At 70.2% G+C, this 24003-nt stretch carries 27 protein-coding genes; 11 read left to right on the forward strand and 16 right to left on the reverse strand.

What is annotated here, in order from left to right:
• Window positions 1–2: 2 nt before the first annotated feature.
• From FFS10_RS13970 to FFS10_RS13985, 4 genes are all read left to right on the forward strand, one after another.
• Window positions 3–791 carry a TlyA family RNA methyltransferase gene (locus FFS10_RS13970; protein WP_137895078.1) on the forward strand — a complete coding sequence of 263 codons (789 nt, stop codon included), beginning with the start codon at window positions 3–5 and terminating at the stop codon, window positions 789–791.
• The gene (gene metF, locus FFS10_RS13975; protein WP_137895079.1) at window positions 769–1596 is read left to right on the forward strand and encodes a methylenetetrahydrofolate reductase [NAD(P)H]; all 828 of its coding nucleotides are present in this window, start codon (window positions 769–771) and stop codon (window positions 1594–1596) included. Before FFS10_RS13970 ends, metF begins: the two co-directional genes overlap by 23 nt.
• A 2-nt stretch (window positions 1597–1598) precedes the next feature.
• A complete protein-coding gene (locus tag FFS10_RS13980) occupies window positions 1599–2219 on the forward strand; it encodes a septal ring lytic transglycosylase RlpA family protein (protein WP_249931300.1) in 621 nt (206 codons plus the stop codon).
• A gap of 195 nt (window positions 2220–2414) precedes the next feature.
• Window positions 2415–3983: a phospholipase D family protein gene (locus FFS10_RS13985; protein ID WP_137895080.1), complete on the forward strand. Its 1569-nt coding sequence runs from the start codon at window positions 2415–2417 to the stop codon at window positions 3981–3983.
• 32 nt (window positions 3984–4015) lie between these two features.
• On the opposite strand, the gene FFS10_RS13990 is transcribed toward FFS10_RS13985, so the two are convergent.
• The 9 genes from FFS10_RS13990 to FFS10_RS14030 form a co-directional block, all read right to left on the reverse strand.
• The gene (locus FFS10_RS13990) at window positions 4016–4675 is read right to left on the reverse strand and encodes a YceI family protein (RefSeq protein WP_349654587.1); all 660 of its coding nucleotides are present in this window, start codon (window positions 4673–4675) and stop codon (window positions 4016–4018) included.
• A 38-nt stretch (window positions 4676–4713) separates the two neighbouring features.
• Complete coding sequence (locus tag FFS10_RS13995) at window positions 4714–5295, reverse strand: YceI family protein (protein WP_137895103.1); 582 nt, start codon at window positions 5293–5295, stop codon at window positions 4714–4716.
• Window positions 5292–5891 (reverse strand): cytochrome b, encoded by a 600-nt coding sequence (locus tag FFS10_RS14000; protein ID WP_249931301.1) that lies wholly within the window; start codon window positions 5889–5891, stop codon window positions 5292–5294. Before FFS10_RS14000 ends, FFS10_RS13995 begins: the two co-directional genes overlap by 4 nt.
• A 73-nt stretch (window positions 5892–5964) precedes the next feature.
• A complete protein-coding gene (gene paaE, locus FFS10_RS14005; protein ID WP_137895082.1) occupies window positions 5965–7074 on the reverse strand; it encodes a 1,2-phenylacetyl-CoA epoxidase subunit PaaE in 1110 nt (369 codons plus the stop codon).
• A 21-nt stretch (window positions 7075–7095) separates the two neighbouring features.
• The gene (gene paaD / locus FFS10_RS14010; RefSeq protein ID WP_137895083.1) at window positions 7096–7623 is read right to left on the reverse strand and encodes a 1,2-phenylacetyl-CoA epoxidase subunit PaaD; all 528 of its coding nucleotides are present in this window, start codon (window positions 7621–7623) and stop codon (window positions 7096–7098) included.
• A 13-nt stretch (window positions 7624–7636) separates the two neighbouring features.
• A complete protein-coding gene (gene paaC / locus FFS10_RS14015; protein WP_137895084.1) occupies window positions 7637–8422 on the reverse strand; it encodes a 1,2-phenylacetyl-CoA epoxidase subunit PaaC in 786 nt (261 codons plus the stop codon).
• Window positions 8422–8703, reverse strand: a complete 282-nt coding sequence (gene paaB / locus FFS10_RS14020; protein WP_171016166.1) for a 1,2-phenylacetyl-CoA epoxidase subunit PaaB — start codon at window positions 8701–8703, stop codon at window positions 8422–8424. Before paaB ends, paaC begins: the two co-directional genes overlap by 1 nt.
• Window positions 8704–8798: 95 nt before the next feature.
• Complete coding sequence (gene paaA / locus FFS10_RS14025; protein ID WP_137895085.1) at window positions 8799–9830, reverse strand: 1,2-phenylacetyl-CoA epoxidase subunit PaaA; 1032 nt, start codon at window positions 9828–9830, stop codon at window positions 8799–8801.
• Window positions 9831–9939: 109 nt separating this feature from the next.
• Window positions 9940–10830 carry a 23S rRNA (adenine(2030)-N(6))-methyltransferase RlmJ gene (locus FFS10_RS14030; protein WP_137895086.1) on the reverse strand — a complete coding sequence of 297 codons (891 nt, stop codon included), beginning with the start codon at window positions 10828–10830 and terminating at the stop codon, window positions 9940–9942.
• 205 nt (window positions 10831–11035) lie between these two features.
• Between FFS10_RS14030 and rplM the strand changes: the two genes are divergently transcribed.
• From rplM to erpA, 3 genes are all read left to right on the forward strand, one after another.
• Complete coding sequence (gene rplM / locus FFS10_RS14035) at window positions 11036–11467, forward strand: 50S ribosomal protein L13 (RefSeq protein WP_137895087.1); 432 nt, start codon at window positions 11036–11038, stop codon at window positions 11465–11467.
• Between the two features lie 12 nt (window positions 11468–11479).
• Entirely contained in the window at window positions 11480–11872 is a 393-nt protein-coding gene (gene rpsI, locus FFS10_RS14040; protein WP_137895088.1) for a 30S ribosomal protein S9, read from the forward strand.
• A gap of 165 nt (window positions 11873–12037) precedes the next feature.
• Window positions 12038–12403: an iron-sulfur cluster insertion protein ErpA gene (gene erpA / locus FFS10_RS14045; protein WP_137895089.1), complete on the forward strand. Its 366-nt coding sequence runs from the start codon at window positions 12038–12040 to the stop codon at window positions 12401–12403.
• A 111-nt stretch (window positions 12404–12514) separates the two neighbouring features.
• On the opposite strand, the gene FFS10_RS14050 is transcribed toward erpA, so the two are convergent.
• Both FFS10_RS14050 and FFS10_RS14055 read right to left on the reverse strand, forming a co-directional pair.
• Window positions 12515–13651, reverse strand: a complete 1137-nt coding sequence (locus tag FFS10_RS14050) for an anhydro-N-acetylmuramic acid kinase (protein ID WP_283957663.1) — start codon at window positions 13649–13651, stop codon at window positions 12515–12517.
• Window positions 13652–13686: 35 nt separating this feature from the next.
• Window positions 13687–15030, reverse strand: coding sequence for a M23 family metallopeptidase (locus FFS10_RS14055; RefSeq protein WP_137895090.1), 1344 nt, complete (start codon window positions 15028–15030; stop codon window positions 13687–13689).
• Window positions 15031–15177: 147 nt separating this feature from the next.
• Between FFS10_RS14055 and tyrS the strand changes: the two genes are divergently transcribed.
• A complete protein-coding gene (gene tyrS / locus FFS10_RS14060; protein WP_137895091.1) occupies window positions 15178–16410 on the forward strand; it encodes a tyrosine--tRNA ligase in 1233 nt (410 codons plus the stop codon).
• A 7-nt stretch (window positions 16411–16417) separates the two neighbouring features.
• Here the strand turns inward: tyrS and FFS10_RS14065 are convergent, their stop codons facing one another.
• The 4 genes from FFS10_RS14065 to FFS10_RS14080 form a co-directional block, all read right to left on the reverse strand.
• A complete protein-coding gene (locus tag FFS10_RS14065) occupies window positions 16418–17143 on the reverse strand; it encodes an ankyrin repeat domain-containing protein (RefSeq protein WP_137895092.1) in 726 nt (241 codons plus the stop codon).
• Between the two features lie 22 nt (window positions 17144–17165).
• Window positions 17166–17657, reverse strand: a complete 492-nt coding sequence (locus FFS10_RS14070) for a GlcG/HbpS family heme-binding protein (protein WP_137895093.1) — start codon at window positions 17655–17657, stop codon at window positions 17166–17168.
• Window positions 17658–17766: 109 nt separating this feature from the next.
• Complete coding sequence (locus FFS10_RS14075) at window positions 17767–18432, reverse strand: response regulator transcription factor (protein WP_249931302.1); 666 nt, start codon at window positions 18430–18432, stop codon at window positions 17767–17769.
• Window positions 18429–19901, reverse strand: a complete 1473-nt coding sequence (locus FFS10_RS14080; protein ID WP_137895094.1) for a sensor histidine kinase — start codon at window positions 19899–19901, stop codon at window positions 18429–18431. The genes FFS10_RS14075 and FFS10_RS14080 overlap by 4 nt, the downstream gene beginning before the upstream one ends.
• 39 nt (window positions 19902–19940) lie before the next feature.
• On the opposite strand from FFS10_RS14080, the gene FFS10_RS14085 reads away from it, so the two are divergent.
• The 3 genes from FFS10_RS14085 to dbpA are packed head-to-tail and all read left to right on the forward strand — an operon-like array spanning window position 19941 to window position 22766.
• A complete protein-coding gene (locus FFS10_RS14085) occupies window positions 19941–20870 on the forward strand; it encodes a cation diffusion facilitator family transporter (protein WP_137895095.1) in 930 nt (309 codons plus the stop codon).
• Window positions 20867–21310 carry a D-aminoacyl-tRNA deacylase gene (dtd, locus tag FFS10_RS14090; RefSeq protein WP_137895096.1) on the forward strand — a complete coding sequence of 148 codons (444 nt, stop codon included), beginning with the start codon at window positions 20867–20869 and terminating at the stop codon, window positions 21308–21310. The genes FFS10_RS14085 and dtd overlap by 4 nt, the downstream gene beginning before the upstream one ends.
• Before the next feature lie 43 nt (window positions 21311–21353).
• Window positions 21354–22766 (forward strand): ATP-dependent RNA helicase DbpA, encoded by a 1413-nt coding sequence (gene dbpA, locus FFS10_RS14095; RefSeq protein ID WP_137895097.1) that lies wholly within the window; start codon window positions 21354–21356, stop codon window positions 22764–22766.
• A gap of 28 nt (window positions 22767–22794) precedes the next feature.
• Here dbpA and FFS10_RS14100 read toward each other — a convergent pair.
• Window positions 22795–24003 (reverse strand): tetratricopeptide repeat protein (locus tag FFS10_RS14100; RefSeq protein WP_502702872.1); only part of this gene is annotated, 1209 nt, incomplete at its 5' end.

The following is a 24003-nucleotide window of genomic DNA, read 5'->3' on the forward strand; positions in this document are numbered from 1 at the left end:
GCGTGCGCGCAGACCAGCTGTTGGTGGAGCGCGGCCTGGCCGCCTCGCGTTCGCAGGCCCAGCGGCTGATCGCCGCAGGCGTGCGCTGGCGCGCGGGCGGGGACTGGAGGCTCGTGGCCAAGAACGGCGAGGAGCTGCCGCCCCAGGCCGAGCTGGCGCTGTTGGATGCGGCCGAGTCGCGTTATGTCTCGCGCGGCGGTCTCAAGCTCGAGGGCGCGCTCGCGGCCAGTGGCGTCGACGTGCGGGGCCTGAGCTGCCTGGACGTTGGCCAGTCCACCGGCGGCTTCACCGACTGCCTGCTGCAGCAGGGCGCGGCCCATGTGACCGGCGTGGACGTGGGCCATGGCCAGCTGCACGAGCGGCTGCGCGGCGACCCGCGCGTGAGCTGCGTCGAGAAGCTGAACGCGCGCGAGCTCAAGGCGGGCGACCTGCCGGGGCCCGCCGCGTTCGATCTGGTGGTGGGCGACCTGTCCTTCATCTCGCTGACCCTGGTGCTGCCCGCACTGGTGCCGCTGATGAAGCCGGGTGGCGCGCTGCTGATGCTGGTCAAGCCGCAGTTCGAGCTGCAGCCGGCGCAGATCGCCAAGGGCGGCATCGTGCGCGACGCGGCGCTGTACGACCAGGTCGAGCAGCGCATCCGGGCGGCCTGTGCCGCGCTGGGCGTGCAGGTGCGGGGCTGGTTCGACAGCCCGGTGCGCGGCGGCGACGGCAACCGTGAGTTTTTTGTTTACGCGCATCGCGCGACCAAGCATGTACAAGGAGGAAGCGATGAGCCTTCCCATCAGTCTTGAATTCTTTCCGCCCAAGACCCCCGAGGGGGCCGAGAAGCTGCGCGCGGCGCGCCAGCAGCTCTACGCGCTCAGGCCCGAGTTCTGCTCGGTGACCTACGGCGCGGGCGGCTCCACGCAGGACGGCACTTTCGGCACCGTGGCCGAGATCCTGGCCGAGGGCGTCCAGGCGGCCAGCCATTTCTCCTGCATAGGCGCGACGCGCGACAGCCTGCGCACTCAGCTGGCACAGCTCAAGGCCATGGGCGTCAAGCGCCTGGTGGCCCTGCGCGGCGACCTGCCCAGCGGCTATGGCGCGGGCGGCGAGTTCCATTACGCCAGCGAGCTGGTGGCCTTCATCCGCGCCGAGACCGGGAGCGACTTCCGCATCGAGGTGGCGGCCTATCCCGAGGTGCACCCGCAGGCCCGCTCGCCCGAGGCCGACCTGCAGGCCTACGCCACCAAGGTACGCGCCGGCGCGGATTCGACGATCACGCAGTACTTCTACAACGCCGACGCCTATTTCCGCTTCGTCGACGACACGCGCAAGCTGGGCCTCACGGTGCCCGTGGTGCCCGGCATCATGCCGATCACGAGCTCCACGCAGCTGATGCGCTTTTCCGACGCCTGCGGCGCCGAGATCCCGCGCTGGATCCGCCTGCGCCTGCAGGCCTTCGGCGACGACACGGCCTCGATCCGGGCCTTCGGCCTCGACGTCGTGACCGGGCTGTGCCAGCAGCTGCGCAGCGCCGGCGTGCCGGGCCTGCATTTCTACACCATGAACCAGAGCGCGGCCACACTCGAGATCTGCCGGGGGTTGGGGCTCTGAGCATGCTGCGCGCTGCACTGTTGGTCGCGCTGGCCTGGGGGCTCAGCGCCTGCACCACGCTGCAGGCGCCGCAGCCCGGCGAGGCACCGCCGTCCGGCGCACCCGCCGCCAGGCCGGCAACGCGAGCCGCGGGCAAGCCTGCTGCGAAGCCCGATGCGCCGGCGGACATGGCGGAGCCTGCGGCGCCCGATGCCGCGGGCAGCGCGGCGCTGCGCCTGGACGACGGGCTGCCGGAGCTCGAGCGCGGCACGGCGTCCTGGTATGGGCTGAAGTTCCACGGCCGGCGCACGGCCAGCGGCGAGCGCTTCGACATGAACGAGTTCACCGCGGCTCACCGGACCCTGCCGTTCGGCACCCTGGTGCGGGTGCGCAGCCTGGTGAACGGGCGCGAGGTCGAGGTGCGCATCAACGACCGAGGCCCGCATGTGGCCGGCCGCATCATCGACTTGAGCCGCGCGGCCGCCGAGGCCCTGGGCATGCTGGGCCTGGGCATGAAGTCGGTGACCCTGTCGGTGGTGGGCCAGGCGCAGGAGCCGCAAGGCCAGGAACTCCAGTCCGCCAGGCCCGCGCCGCGCGCCAAGGCGCCGCGGCGCAAGCGGCCGTCTGGCGGGCCGCGCCGCTGAACGCCGCCCGCTTCAAGGTCTACCCGGCGCTGGCCGGCTCGTCACGCTGCGCATGCCGGAACGGCACTTATGCCGCAAACCGCCTGGCTCTGGTACAACAAGGCCTCGCCATCCCACCGCGCCGCGATGAACGCTCCCGCCGCTGAATCTGCGCCCCGCCTCCCAGGAGCCCGGCAGCCTCCTAGCTCCCGGCTGATGGTCGCGATCGTCCTGACCCTGGTGGCGCTGCTGACGGGTGGTTGCGCCAGCTTGCCGGACCATCTGGCGGGGCCGCCATCGCGGGCGATCGAGGCGTCGGTCGAGACCACGCTGGGCCGCATCGCCAAGCTGTCCCAGCCCGATCCGGACCTCAGCGGCTTCAGGCTCATGCCAGGCGGCGACTCCGCCCTGAGTGCGCGGCTGGAACTGGCGCGCCGGGCGACACGCTCGCTCGACGTGCAGTACTACCACATCGAAAACGACGCGACCGGCCGCTACTTCCTGCGCACGCTGCGTGACGCGGCGCAGCGCGGCGTGCGCGTGCGGCTGCTGCTGGACGACCTCTATACCGCGGGCGAAGACGCCTTGCTGCTCGGGCTGGCCGCCACGCCGAATCTGGAGCTGCGCCTGTTCAATCCGTTTCCGGTCCGGCATGAGCGCCTGGCCTGGCGTTTCGCCGCCTCGCTGCTGAATTTCGACCGGGTCCACCGGCGCATGCACAACAAGCTGTTCATCGCCGACGGCGCGATGGCGGTGGCGGGTGGCCGCAACATCGGCGGCCGCTACTTCACCCAGTCCAGCGGCGAAAACTTCATAGACCTCGACACTTTCGTCGCCGGTGCCCTGCTGCCTCGCCTGGGCCAGCTGTTCGACCAGTACTGGAATAGCCCCTACGTGGTGCCGATCGAGCGCGTCGCGCAGACCCGACTGGCGCGCGACGCGCTGCAGCGCCAGTTCGAGGAAATGACCGCCGCACCCGGCACGCCAGAGCCGCGGCGGCCCGCGCCGAACGACCTGCTGGGCTATGGCCCCATCGTCGAGGACCTCGATGCGGGCCAGCTGCGGCTGACCTGGAGCACGGCCGAGGCCTATGCCGACTCGCCGGAGCGCGTGGTCGGCAAGACGGCCAGCTATGGCGGCGTGCCGCTGCTGGATGTGGACAGCGTGCGCTACAACGTGGTCGAGAGCATGCGTCGCTCACGCCAGGACGTGACCATGACATCCCCCTACCTGATTCCGGGCGAGGCCGGCCTCGAGGTGATGCGCCAGGCGCGTCAGCGCGGCGTCGCCATCAGCCTCGTGACCAACTCGCTCGCGGCCACCGACGAGCCGCTGGTGCACACGGCCTATCGGCGCTACCGGCTGGAGATGCTGAGGATGGGTGTCGAGCTCCACGAGATCAGCTCGTACCGCACGCGGCGCAGCGTGCGGCTCGGCATCTTCGGCTCGGCCATGGGGCGGCTGCATGCCAAGACCGCGGTGATCGACCGCCGGACCCTGTTCGTGGGCTCGATGAACTTCGACCCCCGCTCCGACTCGATCAACACCGAGATCGGCCTGTTCATCCACAGTCCCGAACTGGCGCAGCAGGCGCTCAAGCTGGTGGAGCTGCTCAAGCAGCAAGGGGCCTGGCGCCTGCAGCTGACCGAGGACGGGAGCGGCCTGGAGTGGCAGAGCAACGACCCGGACGGCATGCTGCTGCGCCAGCAGGAGCCGGATTCCGGTTTCTGGGAACGCTTGCTGCTGGAGCTCCTGGCGCCACTGACGCCGGAGAGCCTGCTGTAGGCGCGCGATCGGCGCCGCCGGCGCTATCAGCGCTACGGGATGTGGATCGCTTCCACCTGCACCAGCAGGCGCACCTTGTCCTCGAACCCGAAGGGAATCCCCCAGGTGATGCCCCACTGGCTGCGCTCTATCGTGGATTCGAAATCACCGCCACAGACCTGGCGATTCAGCAGCGGGCTCATATAGCAATTGAAGCGGCGCGCCTTCAGCCTGATGGGCCGCGCCTGCCCCAGCAGCGTGAGGCTGCCGCGCACCTCGCGCACTTTGTCATCGTCGAAACCGAGCCGTTCCGCGACGAAGCGGGCGGTCGGAAAATCCGCGACATTGAGGAAGTCCTTGCTCTGCACATGCCGGTTCAGCAGGTCCACGCCGGTGTTGATCGAGCTCATGTCCATGGTGATGTCCACCTGGCCGCCCTTGCCGCTGGCATCGATCTGAACCGAGCCCTCCTTGGTGCTGAAGCGGCCGCGGTTGGTGGAGGTGCCGTAGTGCCCGATCTCGTACATCACGAAGGTGTGTGTCGGGTCGATCACGTAGCGGGCCCCCTTCACCGGGGCACCGCCGGGTGCCGCCGGCATTTCGGGCGCCTGCTGCGCAACTTGCGCGCGGGCGCCGGGCCCGGCGGCGAGAACCATGGCCGCCAGGGCAAGGGCGACAGCGTGCCGGGCGGTGGAAGCATGAACAGCGGGCATGATGGGACCTCTCGGGCAATGGCTTGGGAGCGAGGACCTCAGAGTCCGTCGCTGAGTGTGAGCTTGAATCGAACCTGCACTTCGTCGGCCACCATGGCGGTGTCCCGCCACTCGCCGTCGCCGACCTGGAATTCGAGGCGCCGGAGCGTGAAGCTGCCGCTGGCGACCGACTTGCCCTCGGCCTGAGCGATCGTCACCGGCACCGCCAGCTCGCGCGCATGGCCCTTGAGGCTCAGCTTGCCCAGGACCTCGTAGCGGCCATCGCCCATTGCCTTGATGGCACTGGACTGGAAGCTGGCCTTGGGGAACCGGGCCACGTCGAACCACACTGCCTTGGGCAGCTCCATGTCGACGGGCGCGACGCCGATCGATGCGCTCGCCGTGTCGATCTGCAGCGCCACGCTGCCGTTCTCCGGCTTCTTGGGATCGAACGCGATCTGCGCGTCGAAGCGCTTGAACACGCCCTCGACGGGCACCCCCATCTGTTTGCTGACAAAGGCAATCCGGCTTTCGCCCGGCACCAGTTTTGCCATCGGCTGGGCCGCTGCCGGGCCGGCGGCCAGCAGCAGCGCCACCGCCGCCTGAGCCAAGCTGGCCAAGCAAGTTTCCTTGCACCTCATCTCGGGTCCCCGTGCCGCGCCGGCCACATGCGCGCCAGCAAGTCGGCGCGATCGATCAGCTGATGCTTGAGCACCGCCCCCACATGCAGCAGCACGGCGGCCGCCAGGCTGAACGCACAGCCCGCGTGCAGGGGCTTGAGCACGGCTTCCGCGAAGGCCCGATCCACCGGCACGAAATCGGGCAGCGGCAGCACGCCGAACCAGATCACCGGAAAGCCCATGGCCGAACTGTGGGCCCAGCCCGCCAAGGGAACGGCGAAGAACAGCAGGTACATCAGGCGGTGTGTTGCGCGGAAGAGGATCAGCTGCCAGGGCGCCATCGCCGTCGCGACGGCCGCCGGCAGGGCCGGCGGCGGATGGCCCAGCCGCCACAGCAGCCGCAGCGCCGACAGCGCCAGGATGGTCACGCCCGCCCACTTGTGCCAGTTGTAGAGCTTCAGGCGCATCGGTGACAGTGGAAGATCGGTCATGTAAAGCCCCAGGCTGAACGAGGCGGTGATCATCAGCGCCAGCAGCCAGTGCAGCACGATGGCCACCGCGTGGTAGCGCATGCGTGCGGACGCGGGCGGCGCTTCATGCATAGGAAAAGCAGGCATGGCAGCCTGCATTATTCGTCGAAATCAGCCGGCCTGCCCGGCGACGACAGGGTGGGCAGGCTTGGGGCGCGCCTCAGCGCTCGTCGTAGCTGACCACCACGCGCGCGCTGGTGGGCCGGGCCTGGCAGCTGAGCACGAAGCCCTGGGCCATCTCCTCGGGCTCGAGCGTGAAGTTCTTGTCCATTTCCACCGTGCCTTCCAGCACCTTGCAGCGGCAGGTGCAGCAGACGCCGGCCTTGCAGGAGTAGGGCAGGTCCAGGCCGCTGGTCAGGCCCACGTCGAGCACATGCTCGCCCGGGCCCATGTGCATCTCGTTCGGCTTGCCGTCCAGCACCACCGTGAGCGCCACGCGGCCGGTCTCGTCGCTGGCATGCATGTGGCCGGCGATCGCGGCCTGGCGCGCGGCCGGGCTCATGTCCTCCAGCAGGGGCGAGGTGAAGCGCTCGGTGTGCACGCGCTGGGCCGGCACGCCGGCCTCGATCAGCGCGGCCTGGGTGGCCTCGATCATGGCCTCGGGGCCGCAGATGAAGACCTCGTCCATGCTGCCCACCGGCAGCAGGGTGTCCATCAGGGCGCGCACCTTGGGGCCGTCGATGCGGCCCTGCAGCAGATCGACCTCCTGGGCCTGGCGCGACAGGATGTGGATCAGCGTGAGGCGGTCCGGGTAGCGGTCCTTGAGGTCCTGCAGCGCCTCGTTGAACATCACGCTGGTCATGCGGCGGTTGCCGTAGACCAGGGTGAACTTGGTCCCGGGCTGCTCCTCCAGCGTGCTCGCGACGATGGACAGTATGGGCGTGATGCCCGAGCCGGCGGCAAAGCCGACCCGGTGCAGGGCGCGCGGGCGCTTGGAGACGAAGCGGCCGTCGGGCGGCATCACGGCCAGGCGGTCGCCGGCCTTGAGCGAGCTGGCGGCCCAGTTGGAGAACAGGCCGCCCTCCATGGGGCGTATGCCGACCTGCAGCTCGCTCTTGCGCGCCAGGCGGCTGCGCGTGCTGCAGATCGAGTAGTTGCGGCGCACGTCCTGGCCGTCTATGGTGGCGCGCAGCGTCAGGAACTGGCCCGGCTCGAAGGCGAAGGTCTCGCGCAGCGCGTCCGGGATGTGGAAGCTGATGGCCACCGCGCCCGCGGCTTCCGGGCTGATGCGCGAGACGGTGAGGTCGTGAAAACGGGGGGCTGCGGACATGGGTGTGGGGCGCTGGGCGCGTCAGTAGGGCTTGAAATAGTCGAACGGCTCCATGCAGTCCAGGCACCGGTACAGGGCCTTGCAGGCGGTCGAGCCGAAATGGGAGGTTTCCGTCGTGTTGGGCGAGCCGCAGTGCGGGCAGGGCACGGCCGGACCGGCGGCGCGCGCCGCGAAGCGCAGCACGTTGGCGGCCGTGGTGGCGCCTTCCTGGCTGCCGCATTGCGGCGGCGCGATGCCGTACTCGCGCAGCTTGGCCTTGGCCGGCTCGCTCATCCAGTCGGTGGTCCAGGCCGGCGCGAGCTGGGTGACCACGCGCGCGTCCATGCCGCGCGCGGCCAGGGTGGCGCGCACGTCGTCCTCGATCTGGCCCATGGCCGGGCAGCCGCTGTAGGTCGGCGTGATCACCACCTCGAGCCGGCCGTCGGCACCCTCGCGCACCGCGCGCAGGATGCCGAGCTCGCGCAGCGTGACCACCGGGATCTCGGGGTCGGTCAGCGCCTCGAGCGCGGACCAGACCTCGGCATGGGCGGGCTTGGCCACGGCGTTCATGGGTTTGCCCTTGTCACCAGGTCGCGCCGGGGTGGGCGCGCGCCAGGCTCTGCATCTCGGCCAGCAGGAAGCCCAGGTGCTCGGAATGCCGGCCCTGCTTGCCTTCGCTCACGTAGCCGCTGTGCGGCGCGGGGCGCTTCAGCGTGGCCTCGGCCAGCGCCTCGTCGACCAGGGCGTTCCAGGCCTCGCGCAGCTCGCACGGGTCCACGCCGGCGCCGCTGTCGCAGGCGGCCGTCTCGCCGGGGCTCTGGGTCCAGAACTCGTCGGTGTAGGGCAGCAGGTGATCCAGCGCGGCCTGCATGCGCGCCTGCGACTCATCCGTGCCGTCGCCCAGGCGCACCATCCAGTCGTGCGCATGGCGCAGGTGGTAGCGCACCTCCTTGAGCGACTTGGCGGCGATCGCGGCCAGCTGCGGGTCCGGCGTCTGCTCGAGGCGTTCCCACAGCAGCACCATCAGCGCGCTGTAGAGGAAGTTGCGCACGATGGTGGTCGCGTAGTCGAGGTCGGCCGCGGCCGGCCCTGCCAGCGGGCCATGGTGCGGCAGCTCGAGCAGGGTGTAGTTACGGAACTCGCCGACATCGCGGAAATAGGCCAGGCTGTCCTCGGTGGCGCCGTCAGCTTTCAGCTGAGCAGCGTACTGGTAGAGCAGCCGCGCCTGGCCGATCAGGTCCAGGCTGATGTTGGCCATGGCGATGTCCTCCTCGAGGATGGGCCCATGGCCGCACCACTCGGCGTTGCGCTGGCCCAGGATCAGGGCGTTGTCGGCCAATTGCAGCAGGTAGGCTATCGGGGCCGCCATCACATGTGCCCCACTTCCTCGGGGATCTCGTAGAAGGTCGGGTGGCGGTAGATCTTGTCGGCGGCCGGCTCGAAGAACTCGGCCTTGTCGTCGGGCTCGCTGGCCGTGATCGTGGCCGAGGGCACGACCCAGATGCTCACGCCTTCCTGGCGGCGCGTGTAGACATCGCGCGCCATCTGCAGCGCGTGCTGAGCGTCGCTGGCGTGCAGGCTGCCGCAGTGCTTGTGCTCCAGGCCCTGCTTGCTGCGGACGAAAACTTCCCACAGCGGCCACTCGCGCAGTGCCTGCGCGGTGGCCTGTTGGCCGGGCTTGACACCCGACCCCACCCCTTCCCTCCCCTGTCCAGGGGAGGGCAACGTCGTTCCTGCAGTCGTGTTCATGCGGCTTCCTTGAGTGCTCGGTGTTGCTGTTTGCGGGCATGGGCCAGGGCGGCGTCGCGCACCCACTGGCCGTCGTTCCAGGCCTTGACGCGGGTCGCCAGGCGCTCCTTGTTGCAGGGGCCATTGCCGTTCACGGTGGCCCAGAATTCGTCCCAGTCGATCTCGCCGTGGTCGTGGTGCTGGCGCTCCTCGTTCCACTTGAGCTCGGGGTCGGGCAGGGTCACGCCCAGCACCTGGGCCTGCGGCACGGTGGCGTCGATGAACTTCTGGCGCAGCTCGTCGTTGCCTATGCGCTTGATGCCAAAGCGTTTGCCCTGGGCGCTGTGCGGGCTGTCGGCGTCGGGCGGGCCGAACATCGCCAGGCATTTCCACCACCAGCGGTTGACCGCGTCCTGCACCATGGCCTTCTGCTCGGCCGTGCCCTGCATCATGACCAGCAGGGCCTCGTAGCCCTGGCGCTGGTGGAAGGATTCCTCCTTGCAGACGCGGATCATGGCGCGCGCGTAGGGGCCGTAGGAGCAGCGGCACAGCGGGATCTGGTTCATGATCGCCGCGCCGTCGACCAGCCAGCCGATCACGCCCACGTCGGCCCAGGTCAGGGTGGGGTAGTTGAAGATCGAGCTGTACTTGGCGCGGCCCGTGTGCAGGGCGTCCAGCATCTGGTCGCGGCTGGTGCCCAGGGTCTCGGCGGCCGAATAGAGGTAGAGGCCGTGGCCGCCCTCGTCCTGCACCTTGGCGATCAGGATGGCCTTGCGCTTGAGGCTGGGCGCGCGGCTGATCCAGTTGCCCTCGGGCAGCATGCCGACGATCTCGGAATGCGCGTGCTGGCTGATCTGGCGCACCAGGGTCTTGCGGTAGGCCTCGGGCATCCAGTCGCGCGGCTCGATCTTGCCGTCGGCGTCGATGCGCGTGTCGAACTGCGCCTGCAACTCCGCCTCGGACGGGTGCAGGGCTTGGGGAACCGCCTTCAGGCCGGCCGAACGGGGTTCGGCCGCGTCGTCGGGCAGGTCCATCGATTGGGTGTACATGCCGGTCTCCTGCGCCTGCGTCATGCGGCGCCAGGAGCAGAGTATAGACAATTAACCGACCGATCGGTCGGTTAATTGTGGGTCCGAAGTCGAGGGTTTTCCCGGATGATCAGCTGGAGCTTTCCACGGCCCAGGCCTGGCCGGTTCCGCGGCCGAGCAGGGTGACCAGGGTCGGCAGGGCGGCCTGCAGCTGGGCCTTGAGCGTGAACGGCGGGTTGACGAGGAACATGCCGCTGGCGCTAAGTCCGTGGCTCTCCGTGCCCGGCGCCCGGCCGATGTTGAGCGTGGCGTGCAGCCAGGGCTTGCCGGCCTGGTTGGCCAGGGTCTTGAGGCGGCGCGGCAGCTCGTGCGCCTCGGGGCGTGGGATCACCGGGTACCAGACCAGGTAGCTGCCGGTGGCGAAGCGCTTGAGGCTGTCCTGGATGCAGGTGCCGACCTTGGGGTAGTCGGACTTGATCTCGTAGCTGGGGTCGATCAGCACCAGGGCGCGGCGCGAACCGCTGGCCGAGGGCGGCGGCGGCAAGAAGGCCTTCAGGCCCTCGAAGCCGTCCTGGCGCGCCACCGCGATCTGGCGACCGGCCTGCAGCTGGGCGATGTTGGCAGCCAGCACCTTGCTGTCGGTGGGGTGCATCTCGAACAGCTTGAGCTTGTCGCGCGCCTGCTCGCGCATCAGGCGCTGCATCACGAAGGGCGAGCCCGGGTAGATGCGCATGCGCCCGTCGGGGTTGAAGCCGGCGACCAGTTCCATGTAGTCGCGCAGGGCCTCGGGCCAGTCGCCGTCCGGCTTGATGGCCAGCAGCTTGAGGATGCCGTCCTTGGCCTCGCCGCCGGTTTCGGAGAAGTCGCTGTCCAGCCGGTACAGGCCCGCGCCGGCATGGGTGTCGACCAGGGTCAGGCCGCCCTCTTTCTGCATCAGATGCCGCAGTGTGGCGATCAGCGTGAGGTGTTTGAGCACGTCGGCGTGGTTGCCGGCATGGAAGGCGTGGCGGTAGCTGAACATGGCGGCATGGTACCTCTTCGCCCGCCCTTGCGCCCGGTGCCTTGCCGCAAGTGCTTGATTTTTCGTATAATCTTTGGCTTCGCAGCGATTTGTGGCCCCGCGGCGAAGGCTTTCTAAGTAAGCAGTCCCACCTAAGAGGTTCTCGTCAGAAGAACACCGACCGTGGAAAAGGGCCCGCCAAACCATTTTTCGAGAGAAAAGACTCATGACCAAGACGTTCAGCGCCAAACCCGCTGACGTGACGCACGAGTGGTTTGTGATTGACGCCACCGACAAGGTGCTCGGACGGGTAGCCAGCGAAGTTGCCCTCCGTCTGCGCGGCAAGCACAAAGCCATTTATACGCCTCACGTCGATACCGGTGACTTCATCGTCATCATCAACGCGGCCAAGCTCAAGGTGACCGGCACCAAGGAGCTCGACAAGGTTTACTACCGCCACTCCGGCTTCCCGGGCGGCATCTACGGCACCAACTTCCGCGACATGCAGGCCAAGCACCCCGGCCGCGCGCTGGAGAAGGCCGTCAAGGGCATGCTGCCCAAGGGCCCGCTGGGCTACGCCATGATCAAGAAACTCAAGGTCTACGGTGGCGCCGAGCACCCGCATACCGCCCAACAGCCCAAAGTGCTGGAACTGTAAGGAGCCTTGAGAATGATTGGTGAATGGAACAATGGCACCGGCCGTCGCAAATCCAGCGTCGCCCGCGTGTTTCTGAAAAAAGGCACCGGCAAGATCACGGTCAATGGCAAGGACATCCAGGCCTACTTCGGCCGCGAGACCTCCATCATGATCGCCAAGCAGCCGCTGCATCTGACCAACCATGTCGAGACCTTCGACATCCAGGTCAACGTGCACGGTGGTGGTGAATCCGGCCAGGCCGGCGCCACCCGCCACGGCATCACCCGCGCCCTGATCGACTACGACGCGACGCTCAAGCCCGCCCTGAGCGCGGCCGGCTTCGTGACGCGCGACGCGCGTGAAGTCGAGCGCAAGAAGGTCGGCCTGCACTCCGCACGCCGCGCCAAGCAGTTCTCCAAGCGTTAATCCGCTGGCCCTGCCCACAAGGCCGCAGCAGGTTCGCCTGCTGCGGCCTTGTCGTTTGAGGGGGGGGGGGGAAAGCCCATGCCCCCGATGCCGGCAAAAGCCGGTCGCCGGAATTCCCGAGCAATTTGAAGTAGTATTCAGGCCATCCCTTTCCGGAGTATCTCCATGAGCGCCGTCGCCGAAAACGTCCAGACCGAAATGCCCGCCCCCATCCTCTTCACCGACAGCGCGGCGGCCAAGGTGGCCGACCTGATCGCCGAAGAGGGCAACCCCGACCTCAAGCTGCGCGTGTTCGTGCAGGGCGGTGGCTGCTCGGGCTTCCAGTACGGCTTCACCTTCGACGAGATCGTCAACGAGGACGACACCACGATGACCAAGAACGGGGTCTCGCTGCTGATCGACGCGATGAGCTACCAGTACCTGCTCGGCGCCGAGATCGACTACAAGGAAGACCTGCAGGGCGCGCAGTTCGTGATCAAGAACCCGAACGCGACCACCACCTGCGGCTGCGGCTCCTCGTTCTCGGTCTGACGCGACGCGCCCCCACGCTCATCACTTCGTGTATTCGCTGCCCCCCGAGGGGGCCCAGGCCGGCTTGGGGCGGCCCGGCGCCGGCCTGACTCCGGCCGAGGGCCGGCTTCTTCAACGGGGGTAGATCGCCCCCAGCACACGGGCGCCTCGGGCGCCCGTGACGCTTGAGAGGCTGCCCGTTTCGCGCTGCAGCGCCTTGTGCGCCAGCCAGGCGAAGGCCGCGGCCTCGACCTGCAGCGGCGGCAGGCCCAGGGCCTCGGAGGTGTCGACGCGCAGCCCGGGCAGGCGCTCGCTCAGCCGGTGCATCAGATGGGCGTTCAGCGCGCCGCCGCCGCATACCACCAGGCGGGGGCTGGCGCTGCCGTGCTGCTGCACGCAGAGCGCGCAGGCGCTGGCCGTGAACTCGGTCAGCGTGGCTTGGACGTCGGCCGGCGCCAGGCCCGGGTGGGCGTCAAGGCGTGCGGCCAGCCAGTCCGGGTTGAACAGGTCGCGTCCCGTGCTCTTGGGCGGGGCCTTGGCCAGGTAGGGCTCGGCCATCAGCTCGGCCAGCAGGGGCGGGGCGACGCGCCCGCTGGCGGCCCAGGCGCCGTCGCGGTCGAAGGGCTGGCCGGTGTGCTGCTGGCACCAGTGGTCCATCAGCGCGTTGCCGGGGCCGCAGTCGAAGCCCAGCACCGCGCCCTGGGGGCCGAGCACGCTGAGGTTGGAGATGCCGCCGACGTTGAGCACACAGACCGGCTGGCCGGCCTGGCCGAACACCTCATGGTGGAAGGCCGGCACCAGGGGCGCGCCCTGGCCGCCGGCTGCGAGGTCGCGGCTGCGGAAGTCGGCCACCACGGTGATGCCGGTCAGCTCGGCCAGCAGGGCCGGGTTGTTCAGCTGCAGCGTGTAGCCCACGGCCGGCACGCCGGGCTCGCCGTCGAACTCCAGCGGGCGGTGGCGCACGGTCTGGCCGTGCGCGCCGACCGCGGCGATGTCCTGCGCCGCCAGGCCGGCCTGGGTCAGCAGCGCCTGCACCACCTGGGCGTAAAGGCGCGCCAGGCCGTTGGCGGCCAGGGCTGCGCGGTGCAGTTCGTTGTCGCCAGGGGTGTTGAGGGCCAGCAGCTCGGCGCGCAGCGCCGCCGGGAAGGGGGCGAAGGCGTGCTGCTCGACGCGCAGGCCGTCCGCCCCGAAGCGGGCCAGCACGCCGTCCACCCCGTCCAGCGAGGTGCCCGACATCAGGCCGATGTAGCGTGGCGCGGCGGCGTCGATGGGGCTGCCGCCGGCAGCGGCCGCTGCGCCCGCGTTCACTGAACGCGGGTCTGCTGCACCTGGCCGGCGGCCGCGAGCTGCATGCGCATGGCGGCCGCGCGTTGCGCGAAGGCCGCCTTGGCTGCGGCCGACACCGCCACGCTCTCGCTCTGGCGCGCCATGGCCAGCGGGTCGCGCTGATCGCCGCCCACGCGGAACTCGAAGTGCAGGTGCGGGCCGGTGGCCCAGCCGGTGGAGCCCACGGCGCCTATGGTGTCGCCCTGGCCCACGCTCTGGCCCTTGCGCACGCCGATGCGGCTCAGGTGGGCGTAGACGGTCTCGTGCTGGTTGCGGTGCTTGATCATGACCACGTTGCCGAAGCCGTTCTGCACGCCGGCGAAGCTGACCACGCCCTCACCCACGCTGCGCACCGGGGTGCCGGTGGGCGCCGCGTAGTCGACGCCGTTGTGCTGGCGCCATTTCTGCAGAACCGGGTGAAAGCGCATCTTGAAGCCGCTGGTCACGCGCGAGAACTCCATCGGCGAGGCCAGGTAGGCCCGGCGCAGGCTCTCGCCGTTCATGGCGTAGTAGGCGCCCTTCTGGCCGGGCTCCTGGAACCACATGGCCTCGTAGGTCTTGTCGGTGTTGACGAACTCGGCGCTGAGCACCCGGCCGGTGCGCAGCGGCTCGCCGTCGGCTTCCAGCGATTCGTAGACGACGGAGAAGCGGTCGCCCTTGCGCAGGCCGCGGTGGAAGTCGATGTTGCCGGCGAAGATCTCGGCGATCTGGGTGGCCACGGCGTCCGGGATGCGGGCGTCGTCGGTGGCGGCGAACAGCGAAGACTGGATGGTGCCGCTGCCCAGGCGCATGCTGGCCGTCAGCGGGGCGGTTTCCACGCGGGCGGCGAAGCCCTGGGGGGTCTTCTCGATCACCAGGCGCTTGAAGTCGGTGTCGGACTCGCTGTCGATCCAGCGCGTGGTCAGCGACAGCAGCTCCTGCTGGTCGCTGGCCTCGGCCGTCACGCTGCGGCCGGCGCGGCTGAACAGCGCCTGGCGCGCGACAGGGTTGCCGCGCAGAAAGGCCGCGGCGGCCGCGTCGACCAGGCCCAGGCGCTTGAGCAGGCCTTCCGGCGTGTCGGCCGAGCGGGTGGCATCGCTGCGGAACAGCCTCAGCGAATGCAGGTCCAGCGCATCGATCTGGGCCTGCAGCGGCAGCGGCTGCACGGCTTCCAGCACTTCGCTGACCGGCAGCTGGGCCGCGTCGGGGGCCAGCGAGGCCACGGCGAAGGCGCCGCCGCCGCCGCCCAAAAGCAGTGCGGCGAGCACCGCCGTGATGCGCTTGGGATGGGTTTGAATCAGCTCGGCAATGGCCAAGCCAGCAGTGATCAGGCCTTGTTTCAAAACAGGTCTTCCGGAAACAGTATCGGGGGTGACGGCACAAGAACTACATGCCGCAACATCGAGCAAAAAACAGGCCACTTAAAATCAGCGGCCGACAAGGGGCCAAGTATACCGGCGATGGCCCCCGCCGCCTACGAAAAAACCCTTATGAATCAAGCCTCTGTTACAACTTTCCCGGTTACCGACCGGGTCCGTGAAGCGCTTGCCGTGACCCTGCGCGGCTGCGAGGAGCTGATTCCTCAGGAGGACTGGCTGCGCAAACTGGCGCGCGCCGAGGCCCAGGGCGTGCCGCTGCGCATCAAATTGGGGCTGGACCCCACGGCGCCCGACATCCATGTGGGCCACACCGTGGTGCTCAACAAGCTGCGCCAGCTGCAGGACCTGGGCCACCAGGTGATCTTCCTGATCGGCGACTTCACCAGCCTGATCGGCGACCCCTCGGGCCGCAACAGCACGCGCCCGCCGCTCACGCCCGAGCAGATCAAGCTCAACGCCGAGACCTACTACCGGCAGGCCAGCCTGGTGCTGGATCCCGAGCGCACCGAGATCCGCTACAACAGCGAGTGGTGCAGCCCGCTGGGCTCGGCAGGCATGATCCAGCTGGCCTCGCGCTACACGGTGGCGCGCATGATGGAGCGCAACGACTTCCATGACCGCTTCAAGGCCGGCACGCCGATCTCGGTGCACGAGTTCCTCTACCCGCTGATGCAGGGCTACGACTCGGTGGCGCTCAAGAGCGACCTGGAGCTCGGCGGCACCGACCAGAAGTTCAACCTGCTGATGGGCCGCCACCTGCAGCAGGAATACGGCCAGGAGCCGCAGTGCATCCTGACCATGCCGCTGCTCGAGGGCCTGGACGGGGTGGAGAAGATGTCCAAGTCCAAGGGCAACTACATCGGCATCTCCGAGGACCCCAACACCATGTTCGCCAAGGTGCTGTCGATCTCCGACAGCCTGATGTGGCGCTGGTACACCCTGCTGTCCTTCCAGCCCCTGGCGGCGATCGAGGCGCTGCGCGAGGAGGTCCAGGCCGGGCGCAACCCCAAGGACGCCAAGGTGGCGCTGGCGCGCGAGATCACGGCGCGCTTTCACGGCGCGGCGGCGGCCGAGGCGGCCGAGCAGGACTTCGTCAACCGCAGCAAGGGCGGCATTCCGGACGAAATACCCGAGCTCGCGCTGTCGGGGGCGCCGCTGGGCATCGCGGCTCTGCTCAAGATGGCGGGCCTGGCGCCCTCGAGCAGCGAGGCCAACCGCCTGATCGACGGCGGCGGCGTGCGCGTGGACGGCGGCGTGGTCGGCGACAAGGGCCTCAAGCTGGCCGCCGGCACCTATGTGCTGCAGGTCGGCAAGCGCAAGTTCGCGCGCGTCACGCTGAGCTGACCAGGACTTATTTGGCGCCGGCGGCCTCGAGCAGCCGGACCATCTCGCCGTAGCCGCGCGAGCGCGCCAGCTGCAGCGGCGTGTTGCCCTGGCGGTCGGCCAGCTGCAGCTTGGCGCCGGCGTCGATCAGGGCCTTGAGCGTGGCCTGGTGGCGCGGCCCGCCGTTGCCCAGCACGATGGACTCGATCACCGCCGTCCAGTGCAGGTTGTTCACATGGTCCAGCGGCGCGCCGGCCGCGATCAGCTGGCGCACCACGCCGTCGTGACCCAGGTGGGCCGCGGCGATCAGGGCCGTGCCGTCGTAGCGGCTGGTGACCTGTTTGGCGCTGGCGCCCAGGCTCAGCAGCAGGCGCAGCGTCTCCTCGTCGTCGGCGACGGCGGCGATGGTCACGGCGTCGTAGCGGTCGCGCTCCAGGCGGTCGAGGTCGGCGCCGGCCCGGGCCAGGGCGCGGATCGCCGCGCGCTGGCGGGCGAAGCTCGCCACCTGAAGCGGCGTGCGGCCATGGCCGTCGAGCGCATTCAGGTCGGCCCCGGCGGCCACGAGCTTGTCGATCTGGGCCAGGTCGCCGCGCCAGGCAGCCGCGTGCAGGCCGGCGTAGCGCGTGGCCTCGCCGGCCGAGGGCGGCACCTGGGCCGAGACCGGCGCCGCCGCCAGCGCACCGAGGCCGCAGGCGGCCGCCAGGGCCAGGCCCAACCAGCTGCCGAAGCGACGCACATTCTTGCGGGAACTCATGGCGGAACCGCTGAGTAGGTGCTTACTTGAGCAGGTCCTGCACCTTGGCGATGCCGGCCATGGCGCATTGCTCGTCCAGGTTGCCGGCCGGGGCACCGCCCACGCCGACCGCGCCTATCACCTCGTTGCCGACCTTGACCGGCACGCCGCCGCCCAGCAGCAGGTAGCCGGGGATCTGGCCCAGGTTGGCGGCGCCGGGGTTCTTCTGCGAGATCTCCATGATGGCCAGGGTGTTGTTCTTGGCCGAGGCCGAGGTGAAGGCCTTGAGGCGGCTGGCTTCCAGGGTGTGCGGGCCGGCGTTGTCGGCGCGCTGCACGGCGCGCACGGTGCCGGCGCGGTCGACCACGGTGGCCGAGACGTTGTAGCCGGCGGCGCTGCAGGCGGCCACGGTGGCGCCGGCGATCTGGTTGGCCAGCTCCAGCGACATGTTCTTCTCGACGCGCACGGCCTGGGCGCTGGCGGCGGTGGCGGCGAAGCTCAGGGCGAGGGCGGCGGCCTGGATCAGTTTCTGCATGGAGTTCTCCTTGGGTTGTGGTTGCAACGGTGCGTTCCACCGTGGGAGAACTGTAGAAAAAGCCGGGCGTTTCGCCCATGCGTGCGGCTACGCGCCGCGCTCCGTAGAACTACGGAGCGGCCTCGTCCTCGACCAGGGCGGCGTAGTCGCGGATCAGGCGGGCCAGCGAGTCGGCCTCGAGCTTGGCGAACAGGTTGGCGCGGTGCGTCTCCACCGTGCGCGGCGAGAGGTCCAGCGCCCGGCCGATCTCCTTGTTGGTCAGGCCGGCCACGATCAGGCCCAGCACCTCGCGCTCGCGTTCCGAGAGCTGGGCGTAGCGCTCGCGCGCCTGGCGCCCGGCCTGGCGCCGCTCGCGCGACTTGACATGCTGGCGCACCGCCTGCTGCAGGGCTTCGAGCAGCTGTTCGTCGTCCACCGGTTTTTCCAGGAACTCGGCGGCGCCGGCCTTGAAGGCGCGGCGGCACATGTCGACCGTGCCGTGGCCGGTCAGCAGGATGACGGGCTGGTCCACCCCCTCGGCCACCAGGGTGTCGAGCACGGTGAGCCCGCCCAGGCCGGGCATGCGCACGTCGAGCACGATGGCGCCTATGGCCTGGCGGTCGAAGCCCTCGAGGAAGGCGCGCGGGTCGGCCCAGGTCTGCACGCGCAGGCCCACGGTGCCGATCAGCAGGGCCAGGCTGTCGCGCACGGCCGCGTCGTCGTCGACCAGGTGGATGGTGGGCGAGAGCATGGCGCCCGTGCCGGCTGCGCCTGGGGCGCTTGCTTGGTGGGTCATGCTGGGGTGGCCTGCAGGGGCAGGCTCAAGCGGAACAGCGCGCCGCGCGGCGGGTTGGCCTGCGCGGTGAGCGCGCCGCCCAGGTTGGTGGCCAGGGTCTCGCTCAGGCTCAGGCCCAGGCCCAGGCCGCCCTCGCGGGTGGAGAAGAAGGGCTCGAAGATGCGCGGCAGCAGCTCGGCCGGGATGCCGGGGCCGCTGTCGGCCACCGTGAGCTCGCCCTGCTGGCCGTGCTGCTGCAGGCCCAGGGCCAGCCGGCGCTCGGCCGGCGGCACTTGCTCCAGCGCCTGCAGCGCGTTCATCAGCAGGTTGTGGATGATCTGGTCCAGCGCCACCGGCTCGGCCCGTACCGGCAAGGCCGCCGGCGCATCGAGCTCGGGCGTCACGCCGCGGCGCCGGCATTCGGGCTCCAGCAGGTGCAGGGCGCGGCGCACGGCCTCGGCCAGGTTGACGGTCTGGGCCTGGTCGCCCAGGCCGGGCCGCTCGACCACGCGGCGCAGCCGGCCCACCACGTCCGAGGCGCGCTTGGCCTGGGCCTCGGCCTGGCCCATGGCCTGGCGCGCCGTGTCCAGCTCTGGCGGATCCTCGGCCAGCAGGCGGCGCGCGGCCTGGGTGTTGGCCAGCACCGCGGTCAGCGGCTGGTTCAGCTCGTGCGCCATGCCGGCGGCGAGCTCGCCCAGGGTGTTCAGGCGCGCCACCTGGCCCAGGCGCAGCAGCTCCTCGGCACGGCGCCTGGCCACGCGCTGGCGCTGCCACTGGCGCAGCGCCGCCAACGCGGCCAGCACCGCCAGCGCCCAGCCGGCCATGCGGCCCCAGGGCAGCTCGGCCCAGCCGACCTGGCGCGTGGCAACCAGTTCGAAGGGCTGGCTTTGCGCCGCCAGCGCCTTGCGGGCTTCGAAGTGCCAGCCGGCCGCCGGCGCCGGGCGCCCTGGCTGGAGCACGAAGCGCTGGCCTTGGTGCTCCAGCGTCAGCCGCACCGGGCTGGTGTCGGCGGCCATGGGCCATTCGGACCAGGGCACCATGGTCCGCAGGTCTATGCTCAGGGCGAAGCTGGCGGGCTCGGCGGCCAGCAGCAGCTGGTAGCGGCCGAGCTCGAAGTCCACCGCGGCCAGGGCCGCGCCGCGCTGCGCCTGCGAGGGCGCCTCGGCCGCCCGCAGGCGCGCGTCGGGCCAGTCGGCGCCGCGGTCGCGGCGCTGCACGGCCAGGATCTGGGGGTAGAGCGAGGGCAGGCGCTGCTCGGGCGGCGTGCCGCCTTCGGCCGTGCCGGCCGGCTGCAGCAGGGCCAGGGTGGCGAGCACGGCCTCGTGCTGGACCACGCGCTGGCTCAGCAGCCGGTGGGCGATGCGGGCATCGGTCTCGAAGCCCTCGCGCAGGCGCAGCAGCTCCTGGCGCGCAAACACCAGGGCGCCCGCCGCGGTGATCACGCACCAGGCGAGCACCCACCATCCTGTTCGCTGCCATGCCTGCCGCATCGGGCGAATTCTGACATGGCGCTGCACGACAATCGACGCATGAAGACTGGTCTTACCCGCGCGCTGACGCCGCAGCGCATGCTCTGGGCCTCGGTGCTCGTCGCCGCCATCACGATCGCGCTCAAGACCCTGGCCTGGGCCCTGACCGGCTCGGTCGGCCTGCTGTCCGACGCCATGGAGTCCTTCGTCAACCTGGCCAGCGCGGTGTTCGGCCTGATGATGGTGACCGTGGCCGCGCGCCCGGCCGACGCCGACCATCCCTATGGCCACCACAAGGCCGAGTATTTCTCCTCCGGCTTCGAGGGCGTGCTGATCATCGCCGCCGCCGCCGGCATTGCCTGGACGGCAGGCCAGCGCCTGTTCTCGCCGCAGCCGCTGGAGCAGCTGGGCTGGGGCCTGGCGCTTTCGGCCGGCAGCTCGGCCCTCAACGGCCTGCTGGCCTGGGTGATGTTCCGCGCGGCCAAGCAGCACCGCTCGATCGCGCTGGAGGCCGACGCCCGGCACCTGGTGACCGACGTCTGGACCTCGGTCGGCGTGGTGGTCGGCATCGCCCTGGTGGCGCTCACGGACTGGCTGTGGCTAGACCCGCTGGTGGCCTTCGGCGTGGCGCTCAACATCCTGCGCGAGGGCTGGCGCCTGATCTGGCGCTCATCGCAGGGCCTGATGGACGAAGCCGTCGAGCCCGAGGTGCTGGCCGACATCGCCAAGACCCTGGCCGGATTCGAATACCACCGGGGCAGCACCGCCATCGTCCGCTTCGACCATGTGGCCACGCGCAAGGCCGGCCAGCGCCGCTTCGTCGACCTGCACATGCACATGCCGGCCGGCTGGACGCTGGGGCGCGCGGCGGCGCTGCGCGCCAGCGTCGAGCAGGCCCTGATGAGCGCCGTGCCCGGCCTGCGCGCCAGCATACAGCTGCTGCCCAGCGACATGGAAGCGCATTTCGACGACCCCAAGGACCTGATTTGATTTCCGTGATTCAGCGCGTCAGCGAGGCGCGCGTGCGGGTGGCCGGCGCCGTGGTCGGCGAGATCGGCCCCGGCCTGCTGGTGCTGCTGTGCGCCGAGCGCGGCGACGGCGAGGCCCAGGCCGAGCGCCTGCTGGCCAAGATCCTCAAGCTGCGCATCTTTGCCGACGACGCCGGAAAGATGAACCGCTCGCTGCAGGACACGGGCGGCGGCCTGCTGGTGGTGAGCCAGTTCACGCTGGCGGCCGACCTCTCGGGCGGCAACCGGCCCAGCTTCGGCGCCGCCGCCGCGCCCGAGGAAGGGCGCCGGCTGTACGAGTTCTTCGTCGAACGGGCGCGCGCCGCGCATCCGCGGGTCGAGACCGGCCAATTCGCGGCCGACATGCAGGTGCAGCTGGTCAACGACGGCCCGGTGACGATTCCGCTGCGCGTGGCGCCCTGAGGCGCTTGCCTCGCGGCGCACAGCGGCCACCGATAATCCCCGCATGACCGTATCCGACCCCTCCGCGCAGCGCGACGCCGCCCTGCGCTTCGACCGCCTGCCCCTTTCCCCAGCCATGCTCGACAACCTGGGCCAGCTCGGCTACAGCGCCATGACGCCGATCCAGGCCGCCAGCCTGCCGCTGACCCTGGCCGGGCGCGACCTGATCGCCCAGGCCAGCACCGGCAGCGGCAAGACCGTGGCCTTCGGCCTGCCCCTGGTGGAAAAACTCGACGCGGCCTCGCTCGCGGTGCAGGCCCTGGTGCTGTGCCCCACGCGCGAGCTGGCCGACCAGGTCACGCAGGAGATCCGCCGTCTGGCGCGCGCCCGGGGCAACATCAAGGTGGTGACGCTGTGCGGCGGCGTGGCCCTGCGCGGCCAGGTGCAAAGCCTGGCGCATGGTGCCCATGTGGCGGTGGGCACGCCGGGGCGCATCCTCGACCACCTGGAGCGCGGCTCGCTGAGCCTGGACGCGGTGCGCACCCTGGTGCTCGACGAGGCCGACCGCATGCTGGACATGGGCTTCTTCGACGACATCGCCAAGGTCGCGCGCCAGTGCCCAGCGGCGCGCCAGAGCCTGTTGTTCTCGGCCACCTACCCCGAGGGCATAGGCAAGCTCGCGGCGCAGTTCCTGCGCGAGCCGCAGACGGTGAAGCTGCAGGCCCAGCACGACGCAGGCAAGATCCGCCAGTGCTTCTACGAGGTCCGGGAGGGCGAGCGCCTGCACGCGGTGTCGCTGCTGCTCGACCATTTCCGGCCCGCTTCCACGCTGGCCTTCTGCAACACCAAGCAGCAGTGCCGCGACCTGGTGGCGGTGCTGCAGGCGCAGGGCTTCAGCGCGCTGGCGCTGTACGGCGAGCTGGAGCAGCGCGAGCGCGACCAGGTGCTGGTGCAGTTCGCCAACCGCAGCTGCTCGGTGCTGGTGGCCACCGACGTCGCCGCGCGCGGCCTGGACGTGGCCCAGCTCGAGGCCGTGATCAACGTCGACGTGACGCCCGACCCCGAGGTGCACATCCACCGCATCGGCCGCACCGGCCGCGGCGACGCCGAGGGCCTGGCGCTGACCCTGGCCAGCCTGGACGAGATGGGCCATGTCGGCAAGATCGAGCAGCTGCAGGGCCGCGAGTCCGAGTGGCAGCCGCTGGCCAGCCTGACGCCGGCCGCCGGCGGGCCGCTGCGCCCGCCGATGGCCACGCTGCAGATCGTGGGCGGGCGCAAGGAGAAGATCCGCGCCGGCGACGTGCTGGGCGCGCTGACCGGCGAGGCTGGCTTCAGCCGCGAGCAGGTCGGCAAGATCAACGTCAACGAGTTCTCGACCTACGTGGCGGTGCAGCGCGAGATCGCCCGCGAGGTGGTGGCGCGCCTGTCGGCCGGCCGCATCAAGGGCCGCAGCGTCAAGGTTCGCCTGCTCGACTGAGGCGCCATCCGGCCTCGGAGGGAGGCGTTCAGCCCATGCCGATGCGCCTGGCGCCTTCGCCGAACAGCTGCGCGCCATGCGCATCCAGATGGAAGGCGGCGAGGAAGTTGGCGATGCTGTACTGCGGAAGCCGCTTGCGAAGCTCGGCCGCCTGGGCTCGCGCTTCCTCGAGCGAGCCCGCCAGCGCCAGGCTGTAGGCCGCAATGCCGAGGATATGGGGATGGGCATTGGGGCGGGCCGCAGCCTTGACGGCCCAGGCCGCGGCCTCTTCGAAGCGGCCCAGGCGCACCAGCGCCAGGGCGCGGGTGCCCAGCATGCCGAACAGCAGGGGATCGTAGGGGCTCAGCAGCCGTGAGTGGTCGGAGCTCGAGATCGCGGCATGGGGATCGCCGGCCTGCGAGTGCACGAAGGCCAGCGTGTAATGCCCCAGGGCGAAGCTCGGGCTCAGCGCGACGGCCTGCTGCAGCTCCAGCACCGACGGGTCGTGCAGCCCGCGCAGCCACAGCGCGCGGCCCATGGCCCAGTGCGCGGCGGGGTTGCGGTCGTCGACGATCAGGCTCTGGCTGGCGCTCTCGTAGGCGCGCTCGACCTCCGGCTCGCGTGCCGACCAGCCCTGGAAGGCGTTCTGGAAATGCGTGAAAGACAGCCCGGCATAGGCCGGCGCGAAGGTTGGGTCCAGGCGCACCGCCATCTGGAAAAAATGCCGCGCCAGCTCGTTGTCTTCGCGGTTGAAGCGGTACATGTGCCACAGGCCGCGGTGGTGGGCCTGCCAGGCGTCCAGCGAGTTCGGCGGCCTCAGCAGGGCGCGGTTGCGCTCGGCCAGCTCGACCTGGTTCGCGACGGAGGCCACGATCTTGTTGCCGATCTCGTCGAGCACCAGCAGCGCGTCGTCCAGGCGCTGGTCGAAGACCTCGGTCCAGACGATCCGGGCGCCGTCGGTCTCGGACAGTTCCGCCGTGACGATCAATCGCCGGCCCTGGCGCTGCAGGGTGCCGCTCACCAGGTAGTCGACGTTCAGCAGCCTGGCGGCCTCCTGCGGCGCGATGCGGCGCTCGCTCAGCGCGAACACGCTGCCCTGGGCGATCACGAACAGGCTGCGCAGCTGGGCCAGCCGGGTGATCACGTCGTGGGCCAGCGCGTCGGCCGTTCCGCCGCGGGCATCGTCGACGGGGGACAGGTCGGCGAAGGGCATCACCGCGATGGCGGCGCGGTGCGGGGGGCGGCTGCCGGCGTCCTC

This window comes from Ramlibacter sp. 2FC, from assembly GCF_005503345.1.
Lineage (GTDB): Bacteria > Pseudomonadota > Gammaproteobacteria > Burkholderiales > Burkholderiaceae_C > SCMQ01.